The sequence below is a fragment of the Paenibacillus rhizoplanae genome (assembly GCF_042684125.1).
GTDB classification, from domain to species: Bacteria; Bacillota; Bacilli; order Paenibacillales; family Paenibacillaceae; genus Paenibacillus_AQ; species Paenibacillus_AQ rhizoplanae.
This window is the reverse complement of sequence record NZ_JBHUKY010000012.1, coordinates 56247-81111: the sequence shown is the minus strand read 5'-3', so window position 1 is coordinate 81111 and position 24865 is coordinate 56247. Positions and strand designations below refer to the sequence as shown.

The following is a 24865-nucleotide window of genomic DNA, read 5'->3' as shown; positions in this document are numbered from 1 at the left end:
GACAAGCCCCTAAAAAAGACGGTTCGGACGTTGCGTAAGGATTTGCTCCCTCGACTGCAGAAGTACGAACAATATCAAAAGCTGCTTGGGGACCGGAACAGTTTCAGCAAGACCGATCCAGAGGAAACGTTTATGCGGATGAAAGAAGATCACATGCGAAATGGCCAACTGAAACCGGGATACAATGTGCAAATCGGGACCGAAAACCAATTTATTTTAAACCTACAGTATACATCAAAGACCGACCGACACCCGCTGTTTAGAGCCGCATCTGGAAAAAGCCCAGCAGATCCTCGGGAAATGGCCAAAGACAGTCATTGCGGATGCAGGCTACGGCAGCGAAGAAAACTACGCCTATCTGGAAAAGAAAGAGATACAGGCGGTGGTGAAGTACGGCAGCTACCACAAGGAAAAGACTAAAGCCTGGAAAGCGAATGTTGGTAAAATCGAAAACTGGACATACGATACAGCCGAGGATCACTGGACGTGCCCATCTGGGAACAGGCTGCATTTCCACAGGGAAAGCAAGGAGACCCTAGAGAGTGGCTATGAAATTCGCAGACGGCATTACCGCAGCAGCTCCTGTGAAGGCTGCCCCCTAAAGGAGCGTTGCACGAAAGCGGCAGGAAATCGGGAAGTGGTCGTCAGCCTGGAACGGCTGCGATACCAGAAACAGGCGCGTGAAACTCTACGGAGTGAAGAAGGTTACACCTTGGCCGTACGCCGAATGACGGAGCCGGAAAGTGTATTCGGACAACTGAAGAACAACCGGGGATTCCGGCGATTTCTGCTTCGCGGCGTGGAGAAAGTGACGCTTGAGGTCGGATGGCTTTCCCTTGCTCATAATCTGCTGAAGCAAGCCGCCAATGACCAAAAAGTGAGCATTAAGACTGAAGAGAACTGTCTTCCGCCGTAGAAAACCTACTTTTGGGACAGCCCCTTTTTTCAAAATATAATTTATATGTTTCATACGATACATTATATTTCTACTTCTCTTTGAGGTTATTTCAATACGCATGTATGCAGAGCCATGTATATTTAATAAATTCCGAGTAAAGGATTAACAATTGCTCCCTATTATTCCGATAAGTAAATTGATACATATTTTTACTTTGAAAATGAATTGTGGGATAAATCCCAGAATATCTTGTCAACTGGTATTTATGAACCTTATAGAAGTAGTGTGACAAGCGGTTCATTTCATTATTTTGATAGCTTTAACTTATGGTAGTGCATGTAGCATCAAATAAACTGTAGGGGGATTTTCAGAATGAAGTTAGTTAAAATGAGGAAGTCTGTGTTTGTTTCATCTATTGTAGTTTCAAGTCTACTATTTGGCACAGTAGGGGTGTTTGCAGGAAATGGTGTTGAAGCAATCAAGGCAAAATTGAACCATGATATCAAGTTTGTCCTTAACGGTTCCAAATGGACTCCAAAAGATCAATCGGGTAATAATTTATCTGCTTTAGTATATAACGGTTCTACATATGTGCCCTTAAGATCTGTTTCAGAAGCTCTTGGAGCGGATGTTAATTTTGATGGGGCTTCTTTAACTATTTCCATTGATGGTTCAGGTGATAGTGGTATTCCTTATAAGGATACCAGTACGGCATCGACTCCCCAAGAACCCGTTAAGCAAACTGTTAACCCGACTGTGACAAATACACCACCTCCAGCAGCAACGACGGCGACTGCTTCGACTAATGGTGGTAAAACCCTTAGTTCCGCAATTCCAATAGGCAAGTCGGTTACATTTAATGACCCCTATAGTTATGATGGTCTGACATTCACAGGAAACTATACTGTCTCCGTAAGCTCAGTAAAGTCAATCTCAAGAAGTGAAATTGCAATTCTTGGTTTCAGAGAACCAGAAGCCAATGCTTTGATTGAGTATAAATTGGCTAAGGTGAAGTTCGTTATGAATAATGGAAAGATTATCTCTGATGATAAAAACGAAGGCACTTATGTTGCTGTTGATTTTGTACCACAACTGTGGGGTTCTAAAACTTCAGACGGAGACAGTATCGTCGGTGTGAAAAATTCTGGTTTCACTGGCTCCTTGGATGATGCTATTCGTGACGCAACTGATTTAAAAAAGCTTAAGTCGGGTGAAAGTTACAGCTACACTGCAGAAGGTCTTGTAATCGTACCTGTACATAAGGGTGTGGCGAACTATCTGGCCGTCCAGCTCAGAGATAATAGCGATTATGACAAGTCATTCTTTTACTTCAACCTTTAGTCATCAAGAGGCCTAAGTAATCAAATATGAGAGGGGTATCTCTAAAGTCAAAGTATGGCTTAGAGGTACCCTTTGTTTCTTGAATACGAGAGATGAAGAGAGGATCAAATGGTTCTTTACGAAAAGGGGGTGTCACAAATTGCCGATAGGGAATGACAACAGAAGAGCTGAACGAGATCCGTATGAGAGGACTTGGGAGAAGAAGATGGAGGGAAAGAGCTAATGACGAGTATGCATAAAAAGAAAGGGAGCATTTCTCTATTGCCTGAACAGGTTCGGCCTGAGGTCTTGGAGGCGTTCTTCAATGTGTTTGAAGAGGATCTGGGCATTCTTGAAGACCTAAGGGATCGTTGATATGACTAGATTTATAAGTTCAACTAAGTCAAGGAGGCCTTATTATATGAGCAGAGCAGCAAAGCAGCAGCTGAACGACGGCCCTAAGATCCGCAAAGAAAAAATGATAGCTGCAAAAATGATTCGTATCTATTGCAAGAAAAAACATCATGAACAAGAGCTCTGTGAGGAATGCCGGCACTTAAATGAGTATGTTATGACAAGACTCTCCTACTGCAAATTCGGTGAAGAGAAAACAGCTTGTGCGAAGTGTCCGATTCATTGTTATACACCCGTCTACCGCCAAAAAATAAAGGGGGTTATGCGTTTCTCAGGACCCTGGATGTTGTTGTATCATCCGTTAGAGTCCATAAAGCATATCCCCATACCGGAGAAGTTAAAAGGACCGCTGTCCCGATAGTCGGCAGCCACCTCTGCTGATGCCGGGCGAATGGCGCTACACCATCCCCTGCCCCAACCACTCCCGCTTCAATATCGCAAATTGCTGGGTATTCTCATACTTCGGCGTTCCGTCTTCGTTCTTGGTGAAGGAGATGAATTCCATGAAGCAGCCTTCTCTGCGCATACCCAGCTTCTCGACCAGCTTCTGCGATCTGGTGTTGTCGTCTTCGACGTAGGCATAGATACGTCTGGCTTCCTGCTCCAGGAAGAGGTAGCGCAGCAGCGCGCGGGCGCTTTCGCTGGCATAGCCGACGCCTTCATAGGCCGGGTTGAAGTGCCAGCCTACGCTGTAGGTATCGGGTTCTTCTTTCATGCAGAATAATTCGCCAATGATTGAGTCGGTATCCTTCAGGCAGACGGCGAGATGGGAGTCGTCCTGACTCTTGGTAGTAGCGGTGACGATGGCTTCCTCTAACGTGGAGAGGCGTTCGCTCAGGAAACAGTTCACCCGCGGATTCGCTAAGTACTCCAGCATCCCCGGTGCATCCGTCTCCCGGAAGTTTCTGATGATTAATCGGTCGGTAGTGAATTTTTGCATGATGATCCTCCCTAAATTAAGTGAGCTTGTTATTTACCGGCAAGCGGATGTGAACGGAATACTTGCCGCCAGTGCTTGTGAACGTGATTTCGCCCTTATGCTGGCTGATGATTTTGTGGCAGGTCTTGAGGCCGATCCCGGTGCTATGGATTTCATGGTTCTCCGTTTTTATAACATTCGTGATATCCATCAACAGCCATTGGTCTTCAATCCTATACGCAATTGTTACGGTCGCAGATGTATCGGCATATTTCGTAATGTTGGAGAAAAGGTTATCAAATACCCGCCTGAAGGAGATCAGGTGAAGATCCACGCGGAAAGGGACAGGGGACGGCTTCCATGCTACTTGAAAGCCGTGATTCTCCAGCAACATCGACTGCTCATCGATTAACTGATCCATGAGCTGAATCCCATCGTAGGACTCGAACTCCAGATCATTCTCCTCTGTGTTATACACGGTGAAGTACTCGAATAGCTTGTCGGACAGATGTTTGATCTGATAGGCTTTTTCCCTGCTGCTGTGAATGTATTTCGCTAACGCCTCCTGATCCTGATATTTCTTGTATTCGATGATGTCCAGGTAGCCGACCAATGCGGTGAGCGGTGTCCGCAGATCGTGGGACATGGCGGTGACCAGCTCGCTGTTGGCGACTCTGGCCTGCTCCTCGCTTTCCAGGCGCTCGATGAACGATTTCCTCATCTCATTGATGCTCTGGGCCAGAGAAGCCAGCTCATCCTTCCCCCTCAGGGTAATCGGATAATCCAGATTCCCGCCCTCCAGAATTTTAATCTCCTTCTCCAGCACGCCAATGTAAGAGGTCTTCTTGTTGATGAAGAACAGGACCAGGACGATGAAGAATAAGAACGACAGAATCACACCCAGAATCGTAATGAGGTTGTAGTACTTGTATTCAAAAAAATACTCCATATAGACCTGAGCAGTCGTATCCGCAAAGGTAACCGTGGAATATTGGGATTTGCTGAAAATGCTAGGGTCCGGTAGAAACCTTGTATTCTCGGTCTTGATGGTGTACCCGTCTGTAGAGTAGAGAAATTGGTTGTCCTTATAGAGATAGAGGTTCACGTACTTGGCTTTTCGGACCCATTCCGCTATTTTAGTATCATCCTTAAGCGAAAGATGCTGCCCGGAGATATATCCCTCAAGTGCCGGAAGGGCTTGCTGCTCTTGCTTGTCAATGAACGAGCTTCTGGCCCGGTAATGCTCCAGCAGATCTTCGCCTGTGGACTGCAGCAGCAGGAACAGCATGGAAGAGGCGAGGAACGAACCGATCAGGCACAGGATTAATTTCAGTTTCAGCCTGCTCCACCGTAGCTTATGATTCAATCCGGTACCCCTTTCCCCAGACGGTTTTGATGAACTTGGGATTCTGCGGGTCCTTCTCCAGCTTCATCCGCAGATTGCGGATATGAACCATCACCGTATTGTTACAGCTGTAGAAGTAAGGCTCACCCCACACACTTTCATACAGATTCTGCGCCGAGAAAATCTTATTGCGGTTGCCGGCCATCAGCGCCAGCAGCTTGTACTCAATTTCGGTCAGGGTCAGCTCCTTCTCATTCATCCTTACCTCGTTGACGGTAGTACTAACACTTAGCCCATTGAAGGTAATCACATCTGAGGGGGCAGAGGTATCCTCTTTGCCTTTGTATACATAATACCGCCTAAGTAAGGCCTTCACCCGGGACACCAATTCGGTGTAGGAGAAGGGCTTGGACAGGTAGTCGTCACTACCCGCAGAGAAGGCCAAGGTTTTATCAGAATCTTGAGTCTTAGCTGTCAAAAATAAGATAGGCGCGCTGGTCAGCTCACGAATCTCCACGCAAGCCTTGAAGCCCGATTTCCGGGGCATCATGATGTCCAGGATAATCAGGTCGATGGTATCGTCTACTTTATTCACAGCGTCTTCGCCGTCTATAGCCTCTATGACATGATATTGCTCGCTCTCCAGCAGTACCCGGACAATCTCCCGGATCTCGTGGTTGTCGTCGGCTATAAGTATGGTCTTGGCAGCATTCATCATCCATCCCCCTCCCTTCCTGAGCGCTCACTGTGCTTCCATTATAGATTGTAGATAGCTCATAAACCACAGGCGGCCAGGCGACTTAAGAATTCTTAAGGAAGTTCATGCCCGGATCTTAAGAATATTGACCTAAGCTGGAGATAGTATAAGCCAGTGAAGAGAGGGATTCGTAAATGGATTGGTTATTACACAAAAAGCGGGTCAGCAAGGTTCTCCTCGCTTGCGTAGGCCTTGTGACCATTATCGTATTCATCAGATATCTGCCGCAGCTTCTGCGCGTGACGATGTCTCTGGACGGCTTCCGGGATTACATCCTTTCTACGGGAAAATTAGGACCGGTCATGCTGGTTCTGTTCCAGATTCTCCAGACGGTCATTGCCCCCATACCAGGGGAGGTTGTTCAAATTGCCGGGGGATACATCTATGGGACAACTCTAGGGGCGGTCTTCGTGACCGGGGGAATGCTGCTGGGGGCGATGATCGCCTTTTACTTCACCCGGTTTCTGGGCGGGACGCTCATTGAAGGCTTGCTGAAGCGGGACAAGTTCAAGTGGATGAGAGGGATGATGGACAATAACAAATTTTCGGTCTTCCTGTTCATCATCTTTATCATTCCCGGACTGCCCAAGGATATGTTCATTTATGCGGCGGGACTGACGACGATCAAGCCCTTAAGATTCTTTACGATTCTGCTCATCGCCAGACTCCCGTGGCTGCTGGCTTCTGTGAGTATCGGAGCTAATATCTATCACAAGAATTATGGACCCACCATCATCATATCCGCGATCTCTGTCCTAGCCTTCATCCTCGGCTTAATCTATAAGGACAAGCTGATTCATAGATTAACTGCCTTCAAAGGCGGCAAAAGCGGGCAGTAGGCGCAACATGTAGGAATGATGTCTGTAAGTTGGACATAGAGTGGTACTACAGGAGGCGTTGCATATGGTTATCCAACTTAGTGTTGCTTTGGCGGCGGTTGCTTTTGTCTGTCTGGTTGCATTCGTGATCCTTACGCTGCGCAAGGGAATGACCACCCTCGGCGAGACTAACCGGACGCTGGGCGAGGTGAGGAATGCGATTCATGGATTAACGGGCGAGGCGACTCAGCTCATTCACACGGCGAATCAGGTCACCCGGGATGTGAAGGGGAAAATCAAAACGATCGATCCGATCTTCGAATCTGCGCACAATGTGGGCGAGGTCATTCAGACTGTGACCGAGACCTTCAAGAAGAACGCTGCCGACATCGGCCAGAGCTTGAACCCAGAGCCGGAGAAGGCTGCGGTCAAAAGTAAAAGCGGCCAGATCCGCGTTAATACGAAGTTTCAGTGACCTTTGTGTCATCGATAAGAAGCGTCAGTTCAAGGCACCCCGGGCGGGTGTCTTTTTAAATACAGTTATCATTTCGCTGCAAAATAATCATTTTCTCATAATAGTGCATAATCGCAGGTGATATGAGCAAATGATTGTTTCTGCACTAATTCGGCTTCTGCTATGCTCGGGGTGCCAGCAAACCTAAATCGGGAGGCCGAATTCATGAAAAGAATCGTTGCAAAGGTAACCAGTATGACTCTGTTGTTCACTCTTACACTTACTCTATTATTCAACGGGTGGGGAACGTCGGTGGTGCACGCTGCAGGACTTACGGTAACAGGCAGTGGAGGTGGAAATGAAGCTGCATACGTGGAGTGGTCACCTGTCAGTAATGCATCCGGCTATAAGGTATTCATCAAAGCGGCAAGCGCCGCAGATTCCCAGTATCAGCAGCTTCCGAATGAGCTGATCCGCAAATATACCTCCTACTGGAGAGCAGATGCCGTAGGGCTGGCGGCCGGAAGCTATGTTATGAAGGTGGAAGCCGTGCTGTCAGGCGGGGGAACGGCAAGTGCAGTGACGGGTACGCTGGCCGCCGCGCCGTATGACCGGTCCGGGTTTGCTTTTTCAGCCCAATCTCCATATGGTACAGGCTCCGGCGCTTATACTAACAATGGAACGCTGAAGAGCGGGGCACAGGTGCTGTATGTCACCTCCCAGAATGCACAGACTGTAACGCTCCCCGTAGTGGTCAGCAGCTCAGGTACAGTGCAGACGGGAGTAGGTCTTGGCGGCATTCTTTCGCTTCGGCAAAAAGGCTATGATACCACCCCGCTCGCGATCCGGTTTATCGGAAAAGTGACGGCTGCTGATCTGAGCGGACAGCTCAATAGCGGCGGTTATCTGGAGGTGAAGGGGAAAAGCAATTATACCGAGATGAATCTGACGATTGAAGGGATCGGCACAGATGCGTATGCCTATGGCTGGGGGCTGCTGCTCAGATATGCAGGGAATGTAGAGGTGAGAAATCTTGGCCTGATGTTATTCCCGGATGACGGCATTTCCATGGATACAGGCAACGCGAATGTGTGGGTGCATAATAACGATATTTTCTATGGATCGGCGGGGAGTGATGCAGACCAGGCTAAGGGCGACGGCTCCACGGACCTCAAGAAAGGCTCCACCTATATCACCATTTCGTACAACCATTACTTCGATTCCGGCAAAGCAGCTCTGGTCGGACTTAGCGAGTCCGCAGAGTTCTTCGTCACCTTGCACCACAACTGGTTCGATCATTCCGACTCGCGTCACCCGCGGATCAGAGTAGCCTCGGTCCATGTGTATAATAACTTCTATGACGGCGTGTCAAAATACGGTGTGGGCGTGACGACCGGTGCTTCGGCCTTCGTGGAAAGTAATGTGTTCCGCAATGCCAAATACCCGATGCTAAGCTCCCTTCAGGGGACAGATGCTCTGGGCGAAGGCACGTTCTCCGGGGAGAACGGCGGGATGATTAAAGCCTACAACAACAGTATCTCGGGTGCGGCGAGTCTGATCTATGCGAACTCCAACAGCGGAACGGCTCCAGCCAATGCAGCCTCTCACGATGCTTACCTGGCCTCATCGAGAAGCGAAGCCGTTCCCGGCTCGTACAAAGCACTTGTCGGCGGAACAGCCTATAACAACTTCGATACGCTGGTCGATACAGGTGTCAGTGTAGCAGCTGTCGATAACGTAAACGCAGTAGAGCAGAAAGTTAAAGCGGGAGCAGGACGCCAGGGGGGCGGCGATTTCAGCTGGGCCTTCAATAACGCTGTAGATGACACCGCCTATGCCCTCAACGCACCATTAATGTCAGCTATCCGCAGCTACACCTCAGGACTGGTGTCTGTGGGGGGCAATGCTAACCCGGGCGGCCCAACGCCAACTCCATCGGCAACGCCTGCGCCAACAGCGACTCCGGTGCCGACTGTAACTCCGGTGCCGACAACGACTCCCGCGCCGACAGCAGCACCTACGTCAACGCCTGCTCCGGGAGCGGCGGTTCACAATTTTACAGCGTCAGGAACTTCGAGCAGCTTTTTCACCATTCAGGGCAATCTCTCCACCAGCAAGGGAACGGTCTCCTATAACGGACTGACCTTAACGCAATGTCTGAAGATCGAGAGCGCCACCAGTATCCAGTTCACCACAGCCAAGGCTTCAACGCTAACACTGGTGTTTGGCTCCGAGGGAACCAAGATTAAGGTGGATGGGACAAGCTATCCCATAACGAACGGCGTGGCCACCGTCTCCCTTGCGGCGGGTGCGCATACGATTACTAAGGATAGTACTGCTAATTTGTATTATTTGGTGGTGGAGTAATATAACTCCTAACCCCATTATCGCTTGGCGATGGCGTCACTGGAAGTGATGGATTGTGTCATGATTCATGAACTGTGCCATATTCACCACATGAATCATGACCGTATCCTGGTATCAAGAATAAGATACTTGAACATCGTATTGTGTGAAAAAGTGAGTGACTGCATCCATGTCCATTCGGTGATCGAACAAATGCTCAGGATAATAGATGCCTGGGGCCATCGGCTCATCCGTAGACAGCATCAGCAGTAAATTTTCGGCCTGCACCGCAGCGCCAAGCGCAGTCATATGGGTTTGACCGAGTGGATCTGAGACGGTCATCTTTCGTTCCACTAGGTTACCCTTCGCATCCATGCCTTTCAATTGAATAACCAGGTGATGAGCGCTCCCGGTTCCCGGATTGTACAATAATTTCCGTCTGAAAGGCTTGAATCGATCCCCACTAATCATCTTCCATATTCCGGTTTTGACCAGTCCTGCGAGTGCATAAGTGGAAACCTTATGATCGAAGGAGATGCGAAAGCTGGCAGAATCGATATGATGGGTACGGGGCAAGGTGACATGATCAGGAGTATCCAGTCTGTAACAGTGCGTCGCGTATCCATTTGGAAACTGTATTTTAACCGGGTCAGTCATGGGATAGACAAGTCGGCTCGTATTGGATTGAGTGATATGAAAAGGAATGCTCATCCGGTCCATGAAGGCTGCTGAATCCGGTCCGGCCTTATCCCGCAGGGAGTACAAGGCATGGATGTTAACCTCAACGTTCTGAAGCGATTTCGAGAGCATCATTGCAAACAGGGAGGCCGTTCCCGCCATCCAGCCCGAAGATAGAATTACGGGGGCATGAAGCTCTTCCTGATCTAATGTGCGTATCGCTTGCTGAAACACTTCTGTCCAGCGTGTGACGTCAATGAGTGGAATTTTTCTTCGCACTGCTGATACCAGTAGTCGATCATCCAGATCGTTCACGGCATTAATGATTAAAGTTATATTTTCTCCTGCGTGAATCAGCGGATCGACTGCCTGGGTATCAACAACAACCGTGTGCACCCGGTCCGATGGGAAAGGGGCTGCTTTGCCAGCAGAGCGACCGCCCAGCACTAACTCCAGATCAGGGTGCCTGTCATGTAAAATGCGGGCAATCTGTACCCCTACAGCACCATAGCCTCCAGCGATGAGAACCTTTTTTCTATTCATTTGTTAACCTCCGTTTATATGTTTGTGTACTTATACGTTTAAACAATTGAACATAATAGTGTGAAGAAAAGGAATGCGGTTCACCAGCGCGCGGCGTGCGCTAGCTCTGACATTCCACTTCTACGAGATGAACGAGCTGTTTGAGCAATTCGATAGCATCGTTGAACTCCAGTTTGTAATACATCTCAGTCCCTTTTTTCTGAACCGACAGCAGCCCGGATTGGCGCAATATTTTCAGGTGATGAGAGACTGTAGGGCGTGACATGGGAATATGCTCTGCAATCTGTGATACGTTCATGCTATCTCGATCAATTAGCAGCGATATGATTCGCTGGCGAACAGGGTCTCCTAGACCTTGGAGATAAGGGCTTAGATTCTCGAAAATATCAATGACTTGTTGATTACCTATCGACTCGCTCATGGCTCACTCCGTTATAATGTTTAATTATTTAAACATATCATAACTTTTATATGCCACCAAAATCAAATTTAATATTCCTGCCATATGAAAATAGCTGAAAATATCGTGGTGAACAAATTAAAACTATCACAATAGACGCTCCTGTTTATAACTCCGAAGGTACTAAGAGTGTTACGATTACAGAAAAAGTTACTTATAATTTTGATAATGACTTTGAATTTAAAGATAAAATTAAAGGTGAAACCTTAGTAAATGTATTTTCAGTAGATACAGAAGGGAATAGCTATGTTAACAATGAATTAATAGTAGCAGAGCCTTATAAGGAACCTGTAATGTCTACAATGGACGTTGGAGGGCATTGGAAGTATACATATTACAATGCTGATAGTTCAACTCAAGCTTACCTGTATACTGGATCGGGCGTTTCTTTTGATATGAGAGATGTCAAAAACGCATATAAACAGGTATACTTAACGAAGAATACTACTAACAATCCTAAGATTTCAGATTTCAAAATGTATGCCACACAAGTTTCAAATTCTTATGATAGTTATAATAATTACGGTGGAGTGTATGCCGTAGAGATTGTTGGGATAGTTGGAGCTATACCTTTTGCAAATGCAATAGCCGCAGTAGCTGCTGGGGGTATTGTGGTATGGACTGCCTACCAAGGATATAGCGCTTGGAGCTCTATGAATCAAGCCATGGCAAATGCCTATTCCCTTCTTTAGATTAAAAAACTGCATTTTAATGCAGTTAGAGTGCCGAAAAAGTCCATAGGGCTTTTCGGCACTTCGATTTTTATATGGGTAGATTCATCTTTCAAAACAAAAATTGATTTAAAACGATCTAAGAACCTTAGTCTTTAGAATAACAAGATGAATCCTCCCTGCGTAAAACCAGGTTTTCTCGACAACTGACTATTTTAATGTATATGTTTCCGAAGGTTCATATAATTAATGTAATCACCCGAGCGAGAGGTAAATGTATGAAAAAAACCAATAAATTATTTGTATATTTATGTTGGTTCGCTGCTCTAGGAATCAATATAAAAATTTTAATAAGATCACTTTCGAATAATGAGCCTATATTTATTAATGTAGTAGGTGTGATTTTATTAATAGTTGTTATTTCAACCTTACATCTTAATATTAAGACTAAGAAAAAATAAGTCATAATAACAAGTAAACAAGCATAAAAAAACTTGAAAATAAATCACTATTATTAATAGACTTTTGAAGTATTTAGTTGAACATATTTGAGTAAATAATAAAAAACCCATCAGGCATAAGCGCATAAGCCAGGCGGGTTATTTTATGTAAACTCTGAATTCAGTTTACTCTTCAACCGCGAAGTCTTGAATGGAGACCCGGATCCCTTGGGGATAGAAAATCCGATTGGTTTTCAATGCACCGCTTCAAGTTCTAATCTTAAGGACGTCTTATATAGATTATTGTTTTTCATTACTATCAACCAAATCAATAATCTCCCTTATATCTTCAATATTTAAAGCCTCTGCAATTCTAATGATATGACTAAAATTAATACTTTCTCGTTTTCCATTGGCCAGTTCGCTTAATGCAGCATGGCGGACAAGCGATAGTCTAGACAACTCCCGCATCGAAATCTTATGCTTTTTAGCTAAATCAGCTATGTTAACCACTATTCTTTTCCCCATAGTAACCCCTCACTCATCCTGAATATTTTATTGACTTTACGCATAAGCGTATCATATTATTTCTTTGTTTTTGGTACGCTCATACGTAAATTAAGCGTTTTTAGTTTGAAATTTCTTTGTATATTAGAAAGGAGGCCCCCATGCCAAGCATTCTCGAATCGCTATATCATGGCAGTCTATTTCCTACAGGGAATGGATATGACGGCTGCATTTGTGTCCGGGACTATGATGATGATTGAGGTGCTAGTCGATGGGCAGCATGTTTAAATGATAATGACCTATTGAAACGCCTCACTTTTCCATCTCCCCATACCGCCCAACCGCCATCTCCGCCGACTTCAGCATACGCTGCTTGAGCTGCTCGCCCTGGGTGATCTTCACGCGCAGGCCCAGGAAGCGGATGCGGGAGAGCAGGAACTCGCTGTCGTCCCTCATGTAGTGGACGGTGATGTGGTAGATCCCGGTAGCTTCATCGAAGGCCACGGACTTATCGAAGCAGGAGAAGGTGGACAAGATCCGCGACAGCTCGGCATTGTAGACAGGAATGACCTGAATGCAGCCCGATTCTCTCAGACCGTCTAGGAGTCGGGCGACACGTGTCTTGAGGCCTTCTATACGGTGGGCGGGGATGGGAGCGGGTTCGGCAGACACGATGTTCCTCAGCTTCGTGGACATGAGCGAGCGCTGCCGGGTGCTATACCATTGTAAGTACCACTCCCGCTTATACATATTGTACTCCAGCTTGTGAGGGAAGCCGGACGGATCGGTCCGTTCCCCGCCATGCTTGATCGCATACGTGATCTGAATTCCCTGATTCTCCATGATGATGCGGCGCAGGGGGCGGAGCAGCGGATGATAGACCTGACGCTCCTTGCTGCGGGCCTTCTCGATGATAGTCTCTCCTACTTCAATAGAAGCTTCAGGCTCCAGCAGGGAATTCAGTTTACGTAAGGTTTCTGTTGAAAAAGCTTCAGCCGCCGCCGGATGCCCCAGCATCGTCTTCAGCCAGGAACGCTCCTGCGAGGTCAGCGCCAGGGAGCCTGCTTCCTCCAGGCGGGAGATGATCTGGAAGTTGAATATTTTCTCAAAGGGATTCATAGTAGCTCTTAATCTCCTTCCATTCCTCCATGAACTGCTTGCGCAGCCAGCGGGGCTCCAGAATCTCGCAGCTGGAGCCGAAGCTCCGCAGCCACGGCTTGATCTCAAAGATTTCATTCACCGTAATCTCGTACAGGAAGGTCGTATCGGATTCCTCCGTAATGGTTCCCCACTGCCCCTGCGCCTCGACCCGCTCCCGGATGAAGTTCGCGCCGGACCGGCTGGGGTTATAGAATCGGACGGCCACCTTAACTGTACGGTTGGTATCCGTCACCCAGCTATACTCCAGCTGAGCCTCCAATTGCTGAAGTCTCTGCGCAAATTCTTCTTCTTCCACAGGCTCGCCCTCTTCAACCTGGGTCAGGCCATCCATCCGTAATTTCTTAATCCCGGTCCGGCTGTGATAGCCGATCAGATACCAGCGTCCATACTGATGATCGTAGACGACACGCAGCGGGAGCAGACTGTCCGTAATCCCTGCCGATTCCCGCGCGAAGAGGGGGTTGGTGTTTTGGGAGGTGTAGTTCATGCCTTTTTTGGGCGACAGATAGAGGAATTTGATTCTCCGCCGCTGCTGGATCGCCCCATGGATCGTATAGAGATGCGCCTCATCCAGAATCCGTGAATGGTAATGGTATTTGTACCGATGGGTCTCCGTGGCTTCGGGAAGAATGCCCCTGATCCGCAGCGCCTTCTTCAAGGTGTCACGCAGGAGGTAACCCTGGACAGACGGAATCTGCGTATTGGCAATGACATCTACATAATCGAACAGGTCGAGCAGCTCGTCATCCGTCAGCTGGTCCAGCAGATCGTTGGCTGCCTTGTACCGGTAGGGACGCTTCTCATTCACCCTTACAATTACGCCGACCTCCTCCAGGTATTTCAGGTCTCCCCGGATGGTCTTCTCGTCCGGCAGCGGCGAATCGGCAGGCATCTGCTCACTGCAGCAGTCATGTAGCTCCTTGGCCGTCAGCTCCTCGCTCTGAAGTGCCGTTAACAGCAGCGTCAGCCGGATGCTCTCCGTCTCCTTCAGCGATTTCGCCCGGAAGAGGAACAGGAGCAGCGGATCGGCAGATTCATAGTAATTGTAGCGCAGCCATTCGGACAGCTCGGTGCCTTGTTCTGTAGTCAGATCCTGCTGCAGGACGGTAACCATGTCCTTCAGGTTGCGCAGCGTCTTGTCGTAGGTATGTACGGAAATGCCGAGCCGCTCGGCGAATTGCTGCCTGCTGTAAGCTCCCCCGGCTAGTGACAGCATACGGAGAAACTGTATTTCTTTATCGAAGCTTTCCTTGGCCATATGTATACCTCCAGCCTGTAACGTATCCATGAATTGTAATAGTTAATACCTCTATTAAGCACCAGAGTTGCTTGAAAGGGAAGGTTTTTTGCCTGCTGCCATACTTTCACCCTGTTCACCCAGCGGAAAATGATGGAAGATAGAGCCAACGAAGCCGACTTGGAACGGAGGGATGGCATGAGTCCTATAAATACGCTCATTCATGAGCAATTGAAGCAGATTGAACAAGAGGAGCAAGTGACGATCCTCTATGCCTGTGAGTCAGGCAGCCGGGCGTGGGGATTCCCCTCGAAGGACAGCGATTACGATGTGCGGTTCATCTATGTGCATCGGCCGGAGTGGTATTTATCGATCTGGGATACAAGGGATGTCATAGAGCGTCCTATTAACAATATGCTGGATATTAGCGGCTGGGATCTGCGCAAAGCCCTCAAGCTGTTCCACAAATTGGGCCCGCCGCTGCTGGAGTGGCTGCAGTCCCCGATCCAGTATGCTGAGAAGTTCAGTGTGGCGGAGCAGCTCAGGAGGATATCGCCGTATACCTTTTCGCCAAAATCCTGTATGTACCATTACTTGAACATGGCCAAAGGCAACTACCGGGATTACCTGCAAGGGGAGCAGGTGAAGATCAAAAAGTATTTCTACGTGCTGCGCCCGGTGCTGGCCTGTGAGTGGATTCACCGGTACGGTGAGATGCCGCCGATGGCATTCGAGGTGCTGGTGGACCGGCTGATTCCAAGGGACAGTGAGCTATGGCATGTCGTGCAGCAACTGCTGGCCCGAAAGAAGTCGGGTGAGGAGCTGGACCTGGAACCACGGCTGAGTCCGATTAACGAGTATCTGGAGGAGCAGCTGCAAGGGCTGGAGAAGACAGCAGCGGCATACCTGAGTGCGAAGACGGACAATCGGGATCGGGAGCTTGATGCTCTGTTCCGGGAGGCCTTGCAGGAAGTGTGTGGGTTAAGATTGAACTTGAAAATTTAAGTTAAGGGAAAAGTGGCAGAGGGGAATTTTGGAACTGTAGGAGCGTTAGCGACCGCCTTTATGGTTGGATTTCTACCGCCATTGGCGGTCTAAATCAGGAAATCCAACCATAACAGCGGCCGGAAGTCCAAAACTTCTCTGGAGTCACGGTTAATCCCAAAACAGAAAAAGTTAGGAGGAACACAATCATGGCTATTATACAACTGAGATCAACGAACCCGCAGCTGAGCTTCATCATCCGCAAGAATCCGCAGAGCGGCATGCAGCTTCGCCCGGTCCGCCAGGGTATCGCTTACGGCTGGTATTCGGATGAGGCCACCTATAATGTGTATTTCAAGGATGCTGACAATGAGGTCTCCTATAAAAAGAACGATGGCGAGAGCTTCGAGTACCTCAATGTCTCCCGCTATAACACCCCGTTATTCCCGCTGAATGCGGTGAATGAGTTCTTCTCTACCCCGTTCAAGGCATGGGATGAGCGGGATGCGGAGGGGTTTGAGCACTCTTTTACCATCCAGATGATTCATATCGAGCGGCTGCACTACATCCGGTTCTTCGAGCAGCATCTGAAGGATTATACGTTCACCCTGGAGCACCAGGCGCATAAGAGCTATTCCCTGACCATTACTACGCAGCTAAGCTTATACCACCTCCTGCATGTGGTCAGTGTGCTGACCTTATTCTTATCGATCTTCGGGGATGAATATATCGATATTTCAGACCGGATTCTGGACAAATATATCCGCAGTCTGCACGTGATGGACGCCCCTTTCTATATCCGCAGCCTGTTCGCCCGGAATCTCCTGAAGACCCGGGAGCAGTTCAAGCGGTACAAGGCGGCGGTCGAGCAAACGGAGCTGTATCCGATCGGTCTGGAATATGGCAGTACGGCGATGCAGCGGCGGACGTTCATCTCAGGTGTGCTTCCGTTCGATAAGCCCATCCTGGATATCGGCTGCGGGGAAGGCTTCTACGCCATTCCGTATGCCGGGAAGATCGAGGGCGCTTATTATGCGGTGGACATCAACGAGGAGCTGCTGGAGGTCGTGAACCGCAAGGCAAAGGCCAAGGAGCTCGATAACATCGTCACCTTCCGCTCGCTGGAGCATTTCCTGGAGCTGTACAACGGAGAGCAGGTGGATATCATACTGACTGAGGTTGTGGAGCATATGAGCGAGACGGAAGCGGCTGCGCTGATCCGGCAGATCATCCGCCATGTGGACTTCGGACAGCTGATTGTGACTACGCCGAATGCCGATTTCAATCACTACTATGAGCTGGAGGGCTTCCGGCATGAGGATCACAAGTGGGAAAAAGGTCAGGCGGTGTTCGAAGAGTGGCTGACTGCCACACTTCAAGGGCTGGGCGTAGAAGCCGAATTCTCGCTCGTGGGTGACCGGGTGGGCGACATTCGTACCACGCAGAGCGCGATTGTGCGCAGACAGGAGGGTTAGGCCATGGACATTCAGACGAAGGTACACACGATATTCATGCTGGTGGGAGCGACGGAGTGCGGGAAGTCTTCTTTTGCCAAGGAAGTACTGATTCCCCAGCTTAAGCTTGAGGACAGCACTACAGGTCTGCGCACGAATGTGCAGTACCTCTCCTCGGACCTGATCCGTCAGGAGCTCTTGGGCTATGACTACGATAAATACGACCAGGTCATGCTGGAGGCCAGCTCGCATACGTTCGCGCTGTTGTTCGAGCGGCTGAAGCGGGTCACCTCCTGGCCGATTAATGCAGAGTTTGTCATTATGGATACGATTGGTCTCGCGGAGGATTACCGCAGCAAGGTGCGGGCGATTGCCCAGGAGAACCAGTACAATCTGGAGGTCATTCTGTTCGATTACCGCAAACGGGAGGATTATTATGCCTCGGAGCGCTCGAAGAAGCTGATCTCGGGTCACCTGAACCGGCTGCGCCGGGAAGTGCTGCCAGTGCTGTACCGTGAGGGCTACCACAGTATTCATAAGGTACGGTCCAAGGATTTTCTGCTGGAAGGTCTGGAAGGTACTGATGATTCGGAGGAAAAGCGGCCGAACCCGGATTACCGGGTGCACATTCAGGACTGGGAGGCGTATGCCGCTGCGGTGCTTCCGCAGGAGCAGGAATACATTGTGGTCGGGGACGTACACGAGTGTGTTCATGAGCTGCAAGGCCTGCTGCGCAGCTACGGCTACCGGATTGAAGAAGGGATGCTAAGCGCTACGGATAAGCTGAAGAATACACGGATCATCCTGGCGGGCGACTGGATCGATAAGGGCAAGCAGACCCGGGAGATCATCGAGTTCTTGTATAGCAATCAGGAGCATTTCCTGTTCGTAATGGGTAACCATGAGAATTTCGTCTACAAGTACCTGCGGGGGGAGATTAAGGGGACCGAGCCGGAGCTGCTGAGAACTTATTTTGATTCCACTCAGGTGTTACAGGAAGATGAGGAGCTGTTCCGCAAATTCTCCGTGCTGGTGGAGAGCGCGAAGCCCTTTTACCGCTATATCGGGAATCGGGGGCCCTCCTTCTATGTGACCCATGCACCTTGCCGCAATAAGTACATCGGGAAGCTGGATACGAATTCGCTGCGTCATCAGCGCAACTTCCGGCTGGACCGTGAGTCTGCGTACGAGCAGCAGCTGGGCTTCCTGAAGGAGGAGGCGGAGGGTAATCATCCGTTCCATCTGTTCGGACATATTGCCGCCAAGCAGACGTTCCGCATCAAGAACAAGCTTCATCTCGACACAGGAGCCGTGCATGGGAACGGGCTAACTTCTGTCCATATAACCTTCAAGCCGTTCTACAAAAGCCATAAATCCCGCCAGCAGCTATTGCAGGAAGAATTGCCGGTTCTCTTCCGCGAAGTGAGCACGGTCTCCGTGGAGGAGCTGGATGCGGAGTCCATGCGCAGACTGCACTATTCCTCGCAGAATAAGGTCAACTTCATCTCCGGGACGATGTCGCCTGCGGATAAGGATGAAGTAGCAGGCGAGCTGGAGTCGCTGCGCAAGGGTCTGGATTATTTTGCCGGACGCGGGGTATCTGAGGTGGTCCTTCAGCCCAAGTACATGGGATCTCGCTGCACGGTGTATCTGTACCGGGACGTAGAGCATTGCTATGCGGTTAGCCGTAACGGTTATAAGGTCAAAGCTGTCGATCTGACGCCGGTTTACGAAGGGCTGCTGGAGCGGTTCGGAACTTATATGGCGGAGCAAGGCATCCGTGTGCTGCTGCTGGACGGGGAGCTTTTGCCTTGGAAGGCGCTAGGGGAAGGGCTGATTGAACGCCAGTTCCAGCCCATTGGGCGGGCGCTGGAGAACGAGCTTGCGTTCCTGAGGCAGCACGGGTTCGAGGAATCGCTCGGTGAGCTGATCCAGGCGTATGAAGCCAGCGGGTTCGAGCAGGACCAGCACCATCTGACCAAAGAAGCGCTTAACACCAGCTACGGCGCGCATGTATACCAGACGTATAAGCATGTCCGCAGCATCCGGGATACCTATGTGGGGCTTGACCAGCGTGATGAGGCGTATCGGGTGTATAAGCAGCAGTTGGAGCTGTATGCAGGGGATGCGGAGCTTATGTATAAGCCTTTTGCCATCCTGAAGGAAGTGCTGGTGAGTGGAGAGGAACGGGTGCCTGAAGGGGTAACCTCAGAGCAGTACCGCTTCCTGAATGACGATGAGATCCTGGTGCTGGACCTGCAGGAGCCGGAGGCTTACAGCCGGGCCGAGGAATATTTCTCGACTATAACAGTTGAGCGGCTGATGGAGGGGATCGTGATCAAGCCGGAGCAGGAGCAGCCGGGAGTGGTCCCTTATCTGAAGGTCCGCAATCCGGGGTACCTGTCGATCATCTACGGCTACGACTACAGATTCCCGCATAAGTATGCCAAGCTGATGAAGCAGAAGAATATCGCACCTAAGCTGCGGACTTCCCTGGCTGAGCATCGGCTGGGTAAGCAGATGCTGGAGATGAAGCTGGAGGAGATCTCGGCGGACAACAGCACCTACAAGCAGATTGCCGCGAACCTGTTGTTCGAGGTGACGAAGGAGAAGGAGATCGATCCGAGGTTATAAAAGATAGTCAGGCAGGCTGCCGGGAAGCTCCCGGCAGTCTTCTTGATGCGCCTGCGGGGCACAGCCCGCGCTGTGATGAAACAAAACAGCGGATTCCTGCAAGAAAACGCAGATTGATGGTCAAGACGCTTTTAGGATAATAATATGGGTGTTGAGAGGAGGCAGTGCCAGTTGGAGATTAGATTTGAAGCAGACAGCGGGATGGACCGGGGATTGGCCAAGGTCGTTACGCATCCGGCAGAACAGGAACAATGGAAACGCCTTGAGGCTGCCCTTCAGGCGGCAGAGAAGCGGATCACAGTCATCAATGCCAGCAATAACCGCCAGGTCTCCCTGGAGACAAGCAAGGTCGCGGTAATCGAGGCGGAAGACCGGATGTGCAGCGTACGTCTGATTACCGGAGAGATGTACCTGCTGAACACGAGGCTGAAGTTCGCGATGGAGGTGCTGGATGCGCCCGGGTTCATCAAGATCAACAACCAGACCATTATCAATACCCGCTACATTACAGAATTCTCGGCGACCGCTAATGCACGGGTGGAAGTCCTGCTGACGGATAATACATCTTATACTGTCAGCCGTTACTATATCAATGATTTCAGGAGGAGTTATCATGGCTAATCAGATCAGGCAAGGATTCTTTCAGGTATTTACTCTTACGTCGCTTTGGGTCACGCTGCTGTTAACGGTGTTCTTCAGAGATCAGCCGGTGGAGATGTTGTATCTGTGGCGTCTGGCGGGTATCGCCGCTATCGCTGCCGTAGTATTCGGGGTGATGTATAATGTGTTGTGGAATCACTTCACGCTGAAGCCGCTGTGGAATATTCTTATTGGATCGATTCTCAGTATTGCAGGCGGAATGGGCATGGTGTGGTTGTTCTCTGTTGAGATGTTCGATTACATCAGTGCCTGGTGGCCAGGAATGCTGCTGTTATCCTTGATCCTGCATACGGTTGCGTTCTACTTCTATGCCAGAGCGAATAGCAGGAAGTCAGCGGAGGAATTGAATAAGATTTTGAAGTAGCATGATACATGATGCATGACGCAAAAAGAAGGAGAGCGCCCGGCGGGTCTGCTCTCCTTCTTCGTATCGATCTATGCCGTTCCTTGGACCGGCGTGAAGTTAACCCATCACAACCAGCACTTCGTTATCTGCCGCCATCCGGGACACAGGAATCAGGTTACCCTCGATCTCTTCGCCGTTGATGACGATGCGGGAGACGCCTTTCTGGACGCCGCTCTTGTTCTCGACCTGGATGTTCAGCTTCTTCCCGCGGAATTCGCGTACCATGGAGAAGTTGGTCCAGTCCGAAGGGACACACGGGTCCAGACGGAGGCCGTCCTTCTGGGGCTGAACGCCCATAATGCCCTCAGCAAGTGAGACCATGACGGTGGAGGCCGTGCCGGTCAGCCAGTGGACATGGGCCCGGCCCTGATACGGGCTGTCCTTGGACTCCACGAATTGGCCGTGGACGTAAGGCTCCAGCTTGCGGACCTCCGCATTATCATTCATGGTGGCCGGGCTGCAGTTCAGGAAGTACTCGAACGCGCGTTCACCGTTACCAATCACCGTCTCCGCCAGGATGAGCCAGCCCTGCGGCTGGCTGAAGATGCCGCCGTTCTCCTTGGTCGAAGCGTTGAACAGCGCCATCAGTGCTACCGGCAAGCCGTATTTGCGGAATGGCGGGTAGAACAGCATCGTGCCGTAATCGGTCCGCAGACTGTCATAGACCTTGTCCATGGCGAGCTTGGCCTGTTCAGGACGGGCTGCGCCGCTTAATACCGACCAGCTCTGCGGGTTCAGCCAGATTCGGCCCTCGTCGTTCTCCCAGGAGCCGATGGTATAGTTGTCCTCGGTGAAGCCGCGGACGAACTGATCCTTCTCCCAGGCATACTTCTGGATATTACCGTCCAGCTCCTCCAGCAGCCCTTGTGCCCACGCCGTATCCTCCGGCTTGTTCTTGTTCTCCGCGATGCCCATGAATACCTTGAAGCCCATGTACAGCTGGAAGGCCACGAATAGGGATTCGCCCTTAGCCCCTAGACGCAGACAATCGTTCCAGTCGGCATGGAGGCCCACTGGCATCCCGTGTGCGCCCATCCGGTCAAGGCTGAATTGAAGCGCCTGCCGCAGATGCTCATACACCGTTGCTTCGCCTTGATCTGAATAAGGAATGACCTCATCCGTGAAGTCCCAGTTCCCGCTTTCATTTAAGTATTTGATCACTGTCGGGAATAGCCACAGGGCATCATCGGCCCGATAGTGGGGATGCCCGGTCTCCCGTACATATTCCGGGTCGTCCGGTGTGCCTTCATGTCCCGGATTATGATCGAATTTCACGAGCGGAAGCCCGCCGCCGTTAGAGACCTGGGCCGAGATCATCATCCGCAGGCGTTCCAGGGCCATCTCATGATCGAGATGGATAATGCCCTGGATGTCCTGCACCGTATCCCGGTAGCCGAGCCCGTTGCGCAGGCCGGAGTACTGGAAGGAGGCGGCACGCGACCAGATGAAGGTGATGAAGCACTGATATGCGTTCCAGGTGTTGATCATATGGTTCAGATTGCTGCTTGGAGTCTGCACCTGGAAGCGGTTAAGCTTGCTGTGCCAGAAGGTCTTCAGTTCTTCAAGTTCCCGGTCAACCACGGATAAATCCTGGTAGTGGCTAAGAATGCCGGAGGCTCCCTCTTCATCATATTGTCCCAGCAGGAAGGCAATTTCCTTCTCTTCTCCCGGCTGTAGCTCTACATTCATCTGCAGGGCACCGCAGGCATTTGCATTGTAGTTCAGCGAGTTCGAGCATTGGCCGTTCTCCACGGAGAGCGGATTCCCGTAGCTGCGGTAATCTCCAAGGAATGTATCGCGGTCCCCATCATAACCGGCCACCTCTGCTCCGGCCGCGCCGAAGAATCTCCAGGTCTGCTCTCCCGCGATATTTTCATTGATCACTTGAAGAATTTTATCGTGCTTGAAGTAGGTCCGGGAAATAAACAGCGTGTATTGCAGATTCACGGTATCTTGCTCATAGTTGTTGTCGTTGGTGAATTCGGCGAAGCCGAAGAGAGCCAGCTTACGCGGAGTGGTGCCGTCATTGCGGATCTTCATACGCCATACTTCATAGGTCTTGTTCAGCGGTACGTAGTATAAGGACTCGGTATGGATGTTGTCATAATCTGAGACGATGTTCGTGTATCCGGTTCCATGATGGCAGACGGAGTTGTATTGCTCCAGATCCTTGCCTACCGGCTGCCAGGAGCCGGACCAATAATCGCCGTTCTCCAGGTCTTTGACATAAATGTAGCGCCCAGGCTCATCCTTGGAGTTGAAGTGATAGCGGATATGCCGTCCGTTAGCCCCGGATTTCACGAAGCTGTAGCCCCCGGCGTTGCCTGAGATGATCGCACCGTATTCCGGCGAGCCGAGATAGTTGGCCCAAGGAGCAGGCGTATTCGGCTTCGTAATCAGATACTCTTTGTTCTTGTCGTCAAAATGACCGTATTGCATAACCATTCCTCCTCATGATAGATGACAGGCAGGGTTATGAACGCGCGTTCATAAATGACCGAAGAATCCCGCCCAATTCCATTATAAGACAGTTGTGGTCTGACAATATACCCTATATTTGAGAAAAAAACAAACAGTAGAGTCTTTTTATAGCAGTTTCCTATATTTGAATGGGCACATGGCCTTGTTAAGATCAAAAGGAAGATCTATGTGAGTGCAGCCGAATGGCTGGAGGTATAAGGAGGAGTGCGCGATGAGTGTAAAGCAATGGTCTGAAGATACGATATCCTACGATTTAAATGGTGAATGGACTATTCGGAGAGCAGAGCCCGGGGAGTGGGGAGTATATTGCTCCGTCTATTATAACATGCAGTATAACGGCTTTTTTAGAGAAGAAGTTTATACGAATCCGCGCAGGAATGCCTTTTGGATATACAAGGGGGAGAGTAGAATCGGCGGAGTCCGGATGTCACCGAATGTGATCTACCATCTCTTTGTAATCCCTCCGTTTAACGATTCATTCGGAATATTGAAGCAGCTTAAAAAGTTGTTGATTCAGTGGTCTGACCGGAAGGAACCGATACGGACCTATGAGGTTCTGCCCGATCAGGTTCAGCTGTACGCGCGGGCAGGCTTCTGGCCGGATGAATTCAGATGCCGCTGGATGCAGCGGCCTACAGAAGAGTTCCACATCAACTGGGAGGACAATCTGCGGATTGAGAGTCCTGAAGTAGAGGAGAATGAGGCAGGGGATAAACGGTTCATCCTCGCAGAGGAGATTGCCCGCTGTGATTTTGAGAGCTTTAGAGGCGGACTGGATGCAACCCGGAGGAAGCAAACCGTTGTGGGAGATTTCCTGCCCACTGATCCTAATTACTCCAATGAAATATTGACGCAGGCTTCCACGCTGGTATTCGATAACGCGACAGATCAGCTCATTGCGGGCTGCAGGCTGTGTCTCCAGGAAAATGTGGCCGCAGTCTATAGCATTGGCGTGAATCCCGCCTATCGGGGGAGAGGACTGGCAACACGGATGCTGCAAAGAGCGCTGACGATGCTGAAGGGGACTTATCCGCTGCTGAGATTGTATGTAATGGAGGGAAATGATGCGGAATCTGTGTACTATAATCTCGGGTTTAAGCCCGGGGTGCAGGAGGTTCAGAACATGTATATCCCGGTGAATTAACGGAAATAAGCTATCCGCAGGATCAACCAGGGCACCCTTAGGGTGTCTTTTTTTTAATTTTTTTCAAATGAATCACAACACAAGGTCGGGAGAATATTCGCAATTATGCAATGATCTTTGTCACAAAAAAGGGG

The 24865-nt window shown here is 49.9% G+C and carries 22 protein-coding genes and 2 pseudogenes; 15 read left to right on the top strand and 9 right to left on the bottom strand.

The window, feature by feature from the left end:
• The 4 genes and pseudogenes from ACFSX3_RS04855 to ACFSX3_RS04840 form a co-directional block, all read left to right on the top strand.
• A pseudogene (locus tag ACFSX3_RS04855) lies at positions 1 to 916 on the top strand (transposase); the annotation flags it as partial.
• Positions 917 to 1270: 354 nt separating this feature from the next.
• Positions 1271 to 2239: a stalk domain-containing protein gene (locus ACFSX3_RS04850; protein ID WP_209994025.1), complete on the top strand. Its 969-nt coding sequence runs from the start codon at positions 1271 to 1273 to the stop codon at positions 2237 to 2239.
• Between the two features lie 222 nt (positions 2240 to 2461).
• On the top strand, positions 2462 to 2593 hold the full coding sequence (locus tag ACFSX3_RS04845; RefSeq protein ID WP_339221561.1) for a hypothetical protein: 132 nt from the start codon (positions 2462 to 2464) through the stop codon (positions 2591 to 2593).
• Between the two features lie 46 nt (positions 2594 to 2639).
• Entirely contained in the window at positions 2640 to 2993 is a 354-nt protein-coding gene (locus ACFSX3_RS04840) for a nitrous oxide-stimulated promoter family protein (protein ID WP_209994026.1), read from the top strand.
• A gap of 36 nt (positions 2994 to 3029) precedes the next feature.
• Here ACFSX3_RS04840 and ACFSX3_RS04835 read toward each other — a convergent pair whose 3' ends face one another.
• Genes ACFSX3_RS04835 through ACFSX3_RS04825 form a run of 3 tightly spaced genes read right to left on the bottom strand, consistent with a single transcriptional unit; the run spans position 3030 to position 5614 of the window.
• Positions 3030 to 3572, bottom strand: coding sequence for a GNAT family N-acetyltransferase (locus ACFSX3_RS04835; protein ID WP_209994027.1), 543 nt, complete (start codon positions 3570 to 3572; stop codon positions 3030 to 3032).
• Positions 3573 to 3588: 16 nt separating this feature from the next.
• On the bottom strand, positions 3589 to 4917 hold the full coding sequence (locus ACFSX3_RS04830; protein ID WP_209994028.1) for a HAMP domain-containing sensor histidine kinase: 1329 nt from the start codon (positions 4915 to 4917) through the stop codon (positions 3589 to 3591).
• On the bottom strand, positions 4907 to 5614 hold the full coding sequence (locus tag ACFSX3_RS04825) for a response regulator transcription factor (RefSeq protein ID WP_379258467.1): 708 nt from the start codon (positions 5612 to 5614) through the stop codon (positions 4907 to 4909). Before ACFSX3_RS04825 ends, ACFSX3_RS04830 begins: the two co-directional genes overlap by 11 nt.
• 173 nt (positions 5615 to 5787) lie before the next feature.
• Here ACFSX3_RS04825 and ACFSX3_RS04820 point away from each other — a divergent pair, with 173 nt between their 5' ends.
• The 4 genes and pseudogenes from ACFSX3_RS04820 to ACFSX3_RS04805 form a co-directional block, all read left to right on the top strand.
• On the top strand, positions 5788 to 6492 hold the full coding sequence (locus tag ACFSX3_RS04820; RefSeq protein ID WP_209994029.1) for a TVP38/TMEM64 family protein: 705 nt from the start codon (positions 5788 to 5790) through the stop codon (positions 6490 to 6492).
• Positions 6493 to 6556: 64 nt separating this feature from the next.
• Complete coding sequence (locus ACFSX3_RS04815) at positions 6557 to 6946, top strand: DUF948 domain-containing protein (protein WP_209994030.1); 390 nt, start codon at positions 6557 to 6559, stop codon at positions 6944 to 6946.
• A gap of 204 nt (positions 6947 to 7150) precedes the next feature.
• Entirely contained in the window at positions 7151 to 9292 is a 2142-nt protein-coding gene (locus ACFSX3_RS04810) for a pectate lyase family protein (protein WP_209994031.1), read from the top strand.
• A 15-nt stretch (positions 9293 to 9307) separates the two neighbouring features.
• A pseudogene (locus ACFSX3_RS04805) lies at positions 9308 to 9397 on the top strand (YgjP-like metallopeptidase domain-containing protein); the annotation flags it as partial.
• Positions 9398 to 9406: 9 nt separating this feature from the next.
• On the opposite strand, the gene ACFSX3_RS04800 reads toward ACFSX3_RS04805, so the two are convergent.
• Positions 9407 to 10492, bottom strand: coding sequence for a saccharopine dehydrogenase (locus ACFSX3_RS04800; protein ID WP_209994032.1), 1086 nt, complete (start codon positions 10490 to 10492; stop codon positions 9407 to 9409).
• A 100-nt stretch (positions 10493 to 10592) separates the two neighbouring features.
• Positions 10593 to 10913, bottom strand: a complete 321-nt coding sequence (locus ACFSX3_RS04795) for an ArsR/SmtB family transcription factor (protein ID WP_209994033.1) — start codon at positions 10911 to 10913, stop codon at positions 10593 to 10595.
• A 332-nt stretch (positions 10914 to 11245) separates the two neighbouring features.
• Between ACFSX3_RS04795 and ACFSX3_RS04790 the strand changes: the two genes are divergently transcribed.
• Entirely contained in the window at positions 11246 to 11644 is a 399-nt protein-coding gene (locus ACFSX3_RS04790) for a hypothetical protein (RefSeq protein ID WP_209994034.1), read from the top strand.
• Positions 11645 to 12363: 719 nt separating this feature from the next.
• Here ACFSX3_RS04790 and ACFSX3_RS04785 read toward each other — a convergent pair.
• The 3 genes from ACFSX3_RS04785 to ACFSX3_RS04775 form a co-directional block, all read right to left on the bottom strand.
• Positions 12364 to 12591 carry a helix-turn-helix domain-containing protein gene (locus ACFSX3_RS04785; protein WP_209994035.1) on the bottom strand — a complete coding sequence of 76 codons (228 nt, stop codon included), beginning with the start codon at positions 12589 to 12591 and terminating at the stop codon, positions 12364 to 12366.
• 291 nt (positions 12592 to 12882) lie between these two features.
• Complete coding sequence (locus ACFSX3_RS04780) at positions 12883 to 13689, bottom strand: WYL domain-containing protein (RefSeq protein ID WP_209994036.1); 807 nt, start codon at positions 13687 to 13689, stop codon at positions 12883 to 12885.
• The gene (locus ACFSX3_RS04775) at positions 13676 to 14989 is read right to left on the bottom strand and encodes a helix-turn-helix transcriptional regulator (protein ID WP_209994037.1); all 1314 of its coding nucleotides are present in this window, start codon (positions 14987 to 14989) and stop codon (positions 13676 to 13678) included. Before ACFSX3_RS04775 ends, ACFSX3_RS04780 begins: the two co-directional genes overlap by 14 nt.
• 177 nt (positions 14990 to 15166) lie before the next feature.
• Here ACFSX3_RS04775 and ACFSX3_RS04770 point away from each other — a divergent pair, with 177 nt between their 5' ends.
• From ACFSX3_RS04770 to ACFSX3_RS04750, 5 genes are all read left to right on the top strand, one after another.
• A complete protein-coding gene (locus tag ACFSX3_RS04770; protein WP_379258458.1) occupies positions 15167 to 15973 on the top strand; it encodes a nucleotidyltransferase domain-containing protein in 807 nt (268 codons plus the stop codon).
• A gap of 188 nt (positions 15974 to 16161) precedes the next feature.
• Positions 16162 to 17427, top strand: a complete 1266-nt coding sequence (locus ACFSX3_RS04765) for a class I SAM-dependent methyltransferase (protein WP_209994038.1) — start codon at positions 16162 to 16164, stop codon at positions 17425 to 17427.
• A 3-nt stretch (positions 17428 to 17430) separates the two neighbouring features.
• Entirely contained in the window at positions 17431 to 20040 is a 2610-nt protein-coding gene (locus tag ACFSX3_RS04760; protein ID WP_209994039.1) for a metallophosphoesterase, read from the top strand.
• 171 nt (positions 20041 to 20211) lie between these two features.
• Complete coding sequence (locus tag ACFSX3_RS04755; RefSeq protein WP_209994040.1) at positions 20212 to 20661, top strand: LytTR family DNA-binding domain-containing protein; 450 nt, start codon at positions 20212 to 20214, stop codon at positions 20659 to 20661.
• Positions 20654 to 21064 (top strand): hypothetical protein, encoded by a 411-nt coding sequence (locus ACFSX3_RS04750; protein ID WP_209994041.1) that lies wholly within the window; start codon positions 20654 to 20656, stop codon positions 21062 to 21064. Before ACFSX3_RS04755 ends, ACFSX3_RS04750 begins: the two co-directional genes overlap by 8 nt.
• 99 nt (positions 21065 to 21163) lie before the next feature.
• Here the strand turns inward: ACFSX3_RS04750 and ACFSX3_RS04745 are convergent, their stop codons facing one another.
• Positions 21164 to 23545: a GH36-type glycosyl hydrolase domain-containing protein gene (locus ACFSX3_RS04745; protein WP_209994042.1), complete on the bottom strand. Its 2382-nt coding sequence runs from the start codon at positions 23543 to 23545 to the stop codon at positions 21164 to 21166.
• Between the two features lie 253 nt (positions 23546 to 23798).
• On the opposite strand from ACFSX3_RS04745, the gene ACFSX3_RS04740 reads away from it, so the two are divergent.
• Positions 23799 to 24731 (top strand): GNAT family N-acetyltransferase, encoded by a 933-nt coding sequence (locus tag ACFSX3_RS04740; protein WP_209994043.1) that lies wholly within the window; start codon positions 23799 to 23801, stop codon positions 24729 to 24731.
• Positions 24732 to 24865: the final 134 nt, after the last annotated feature.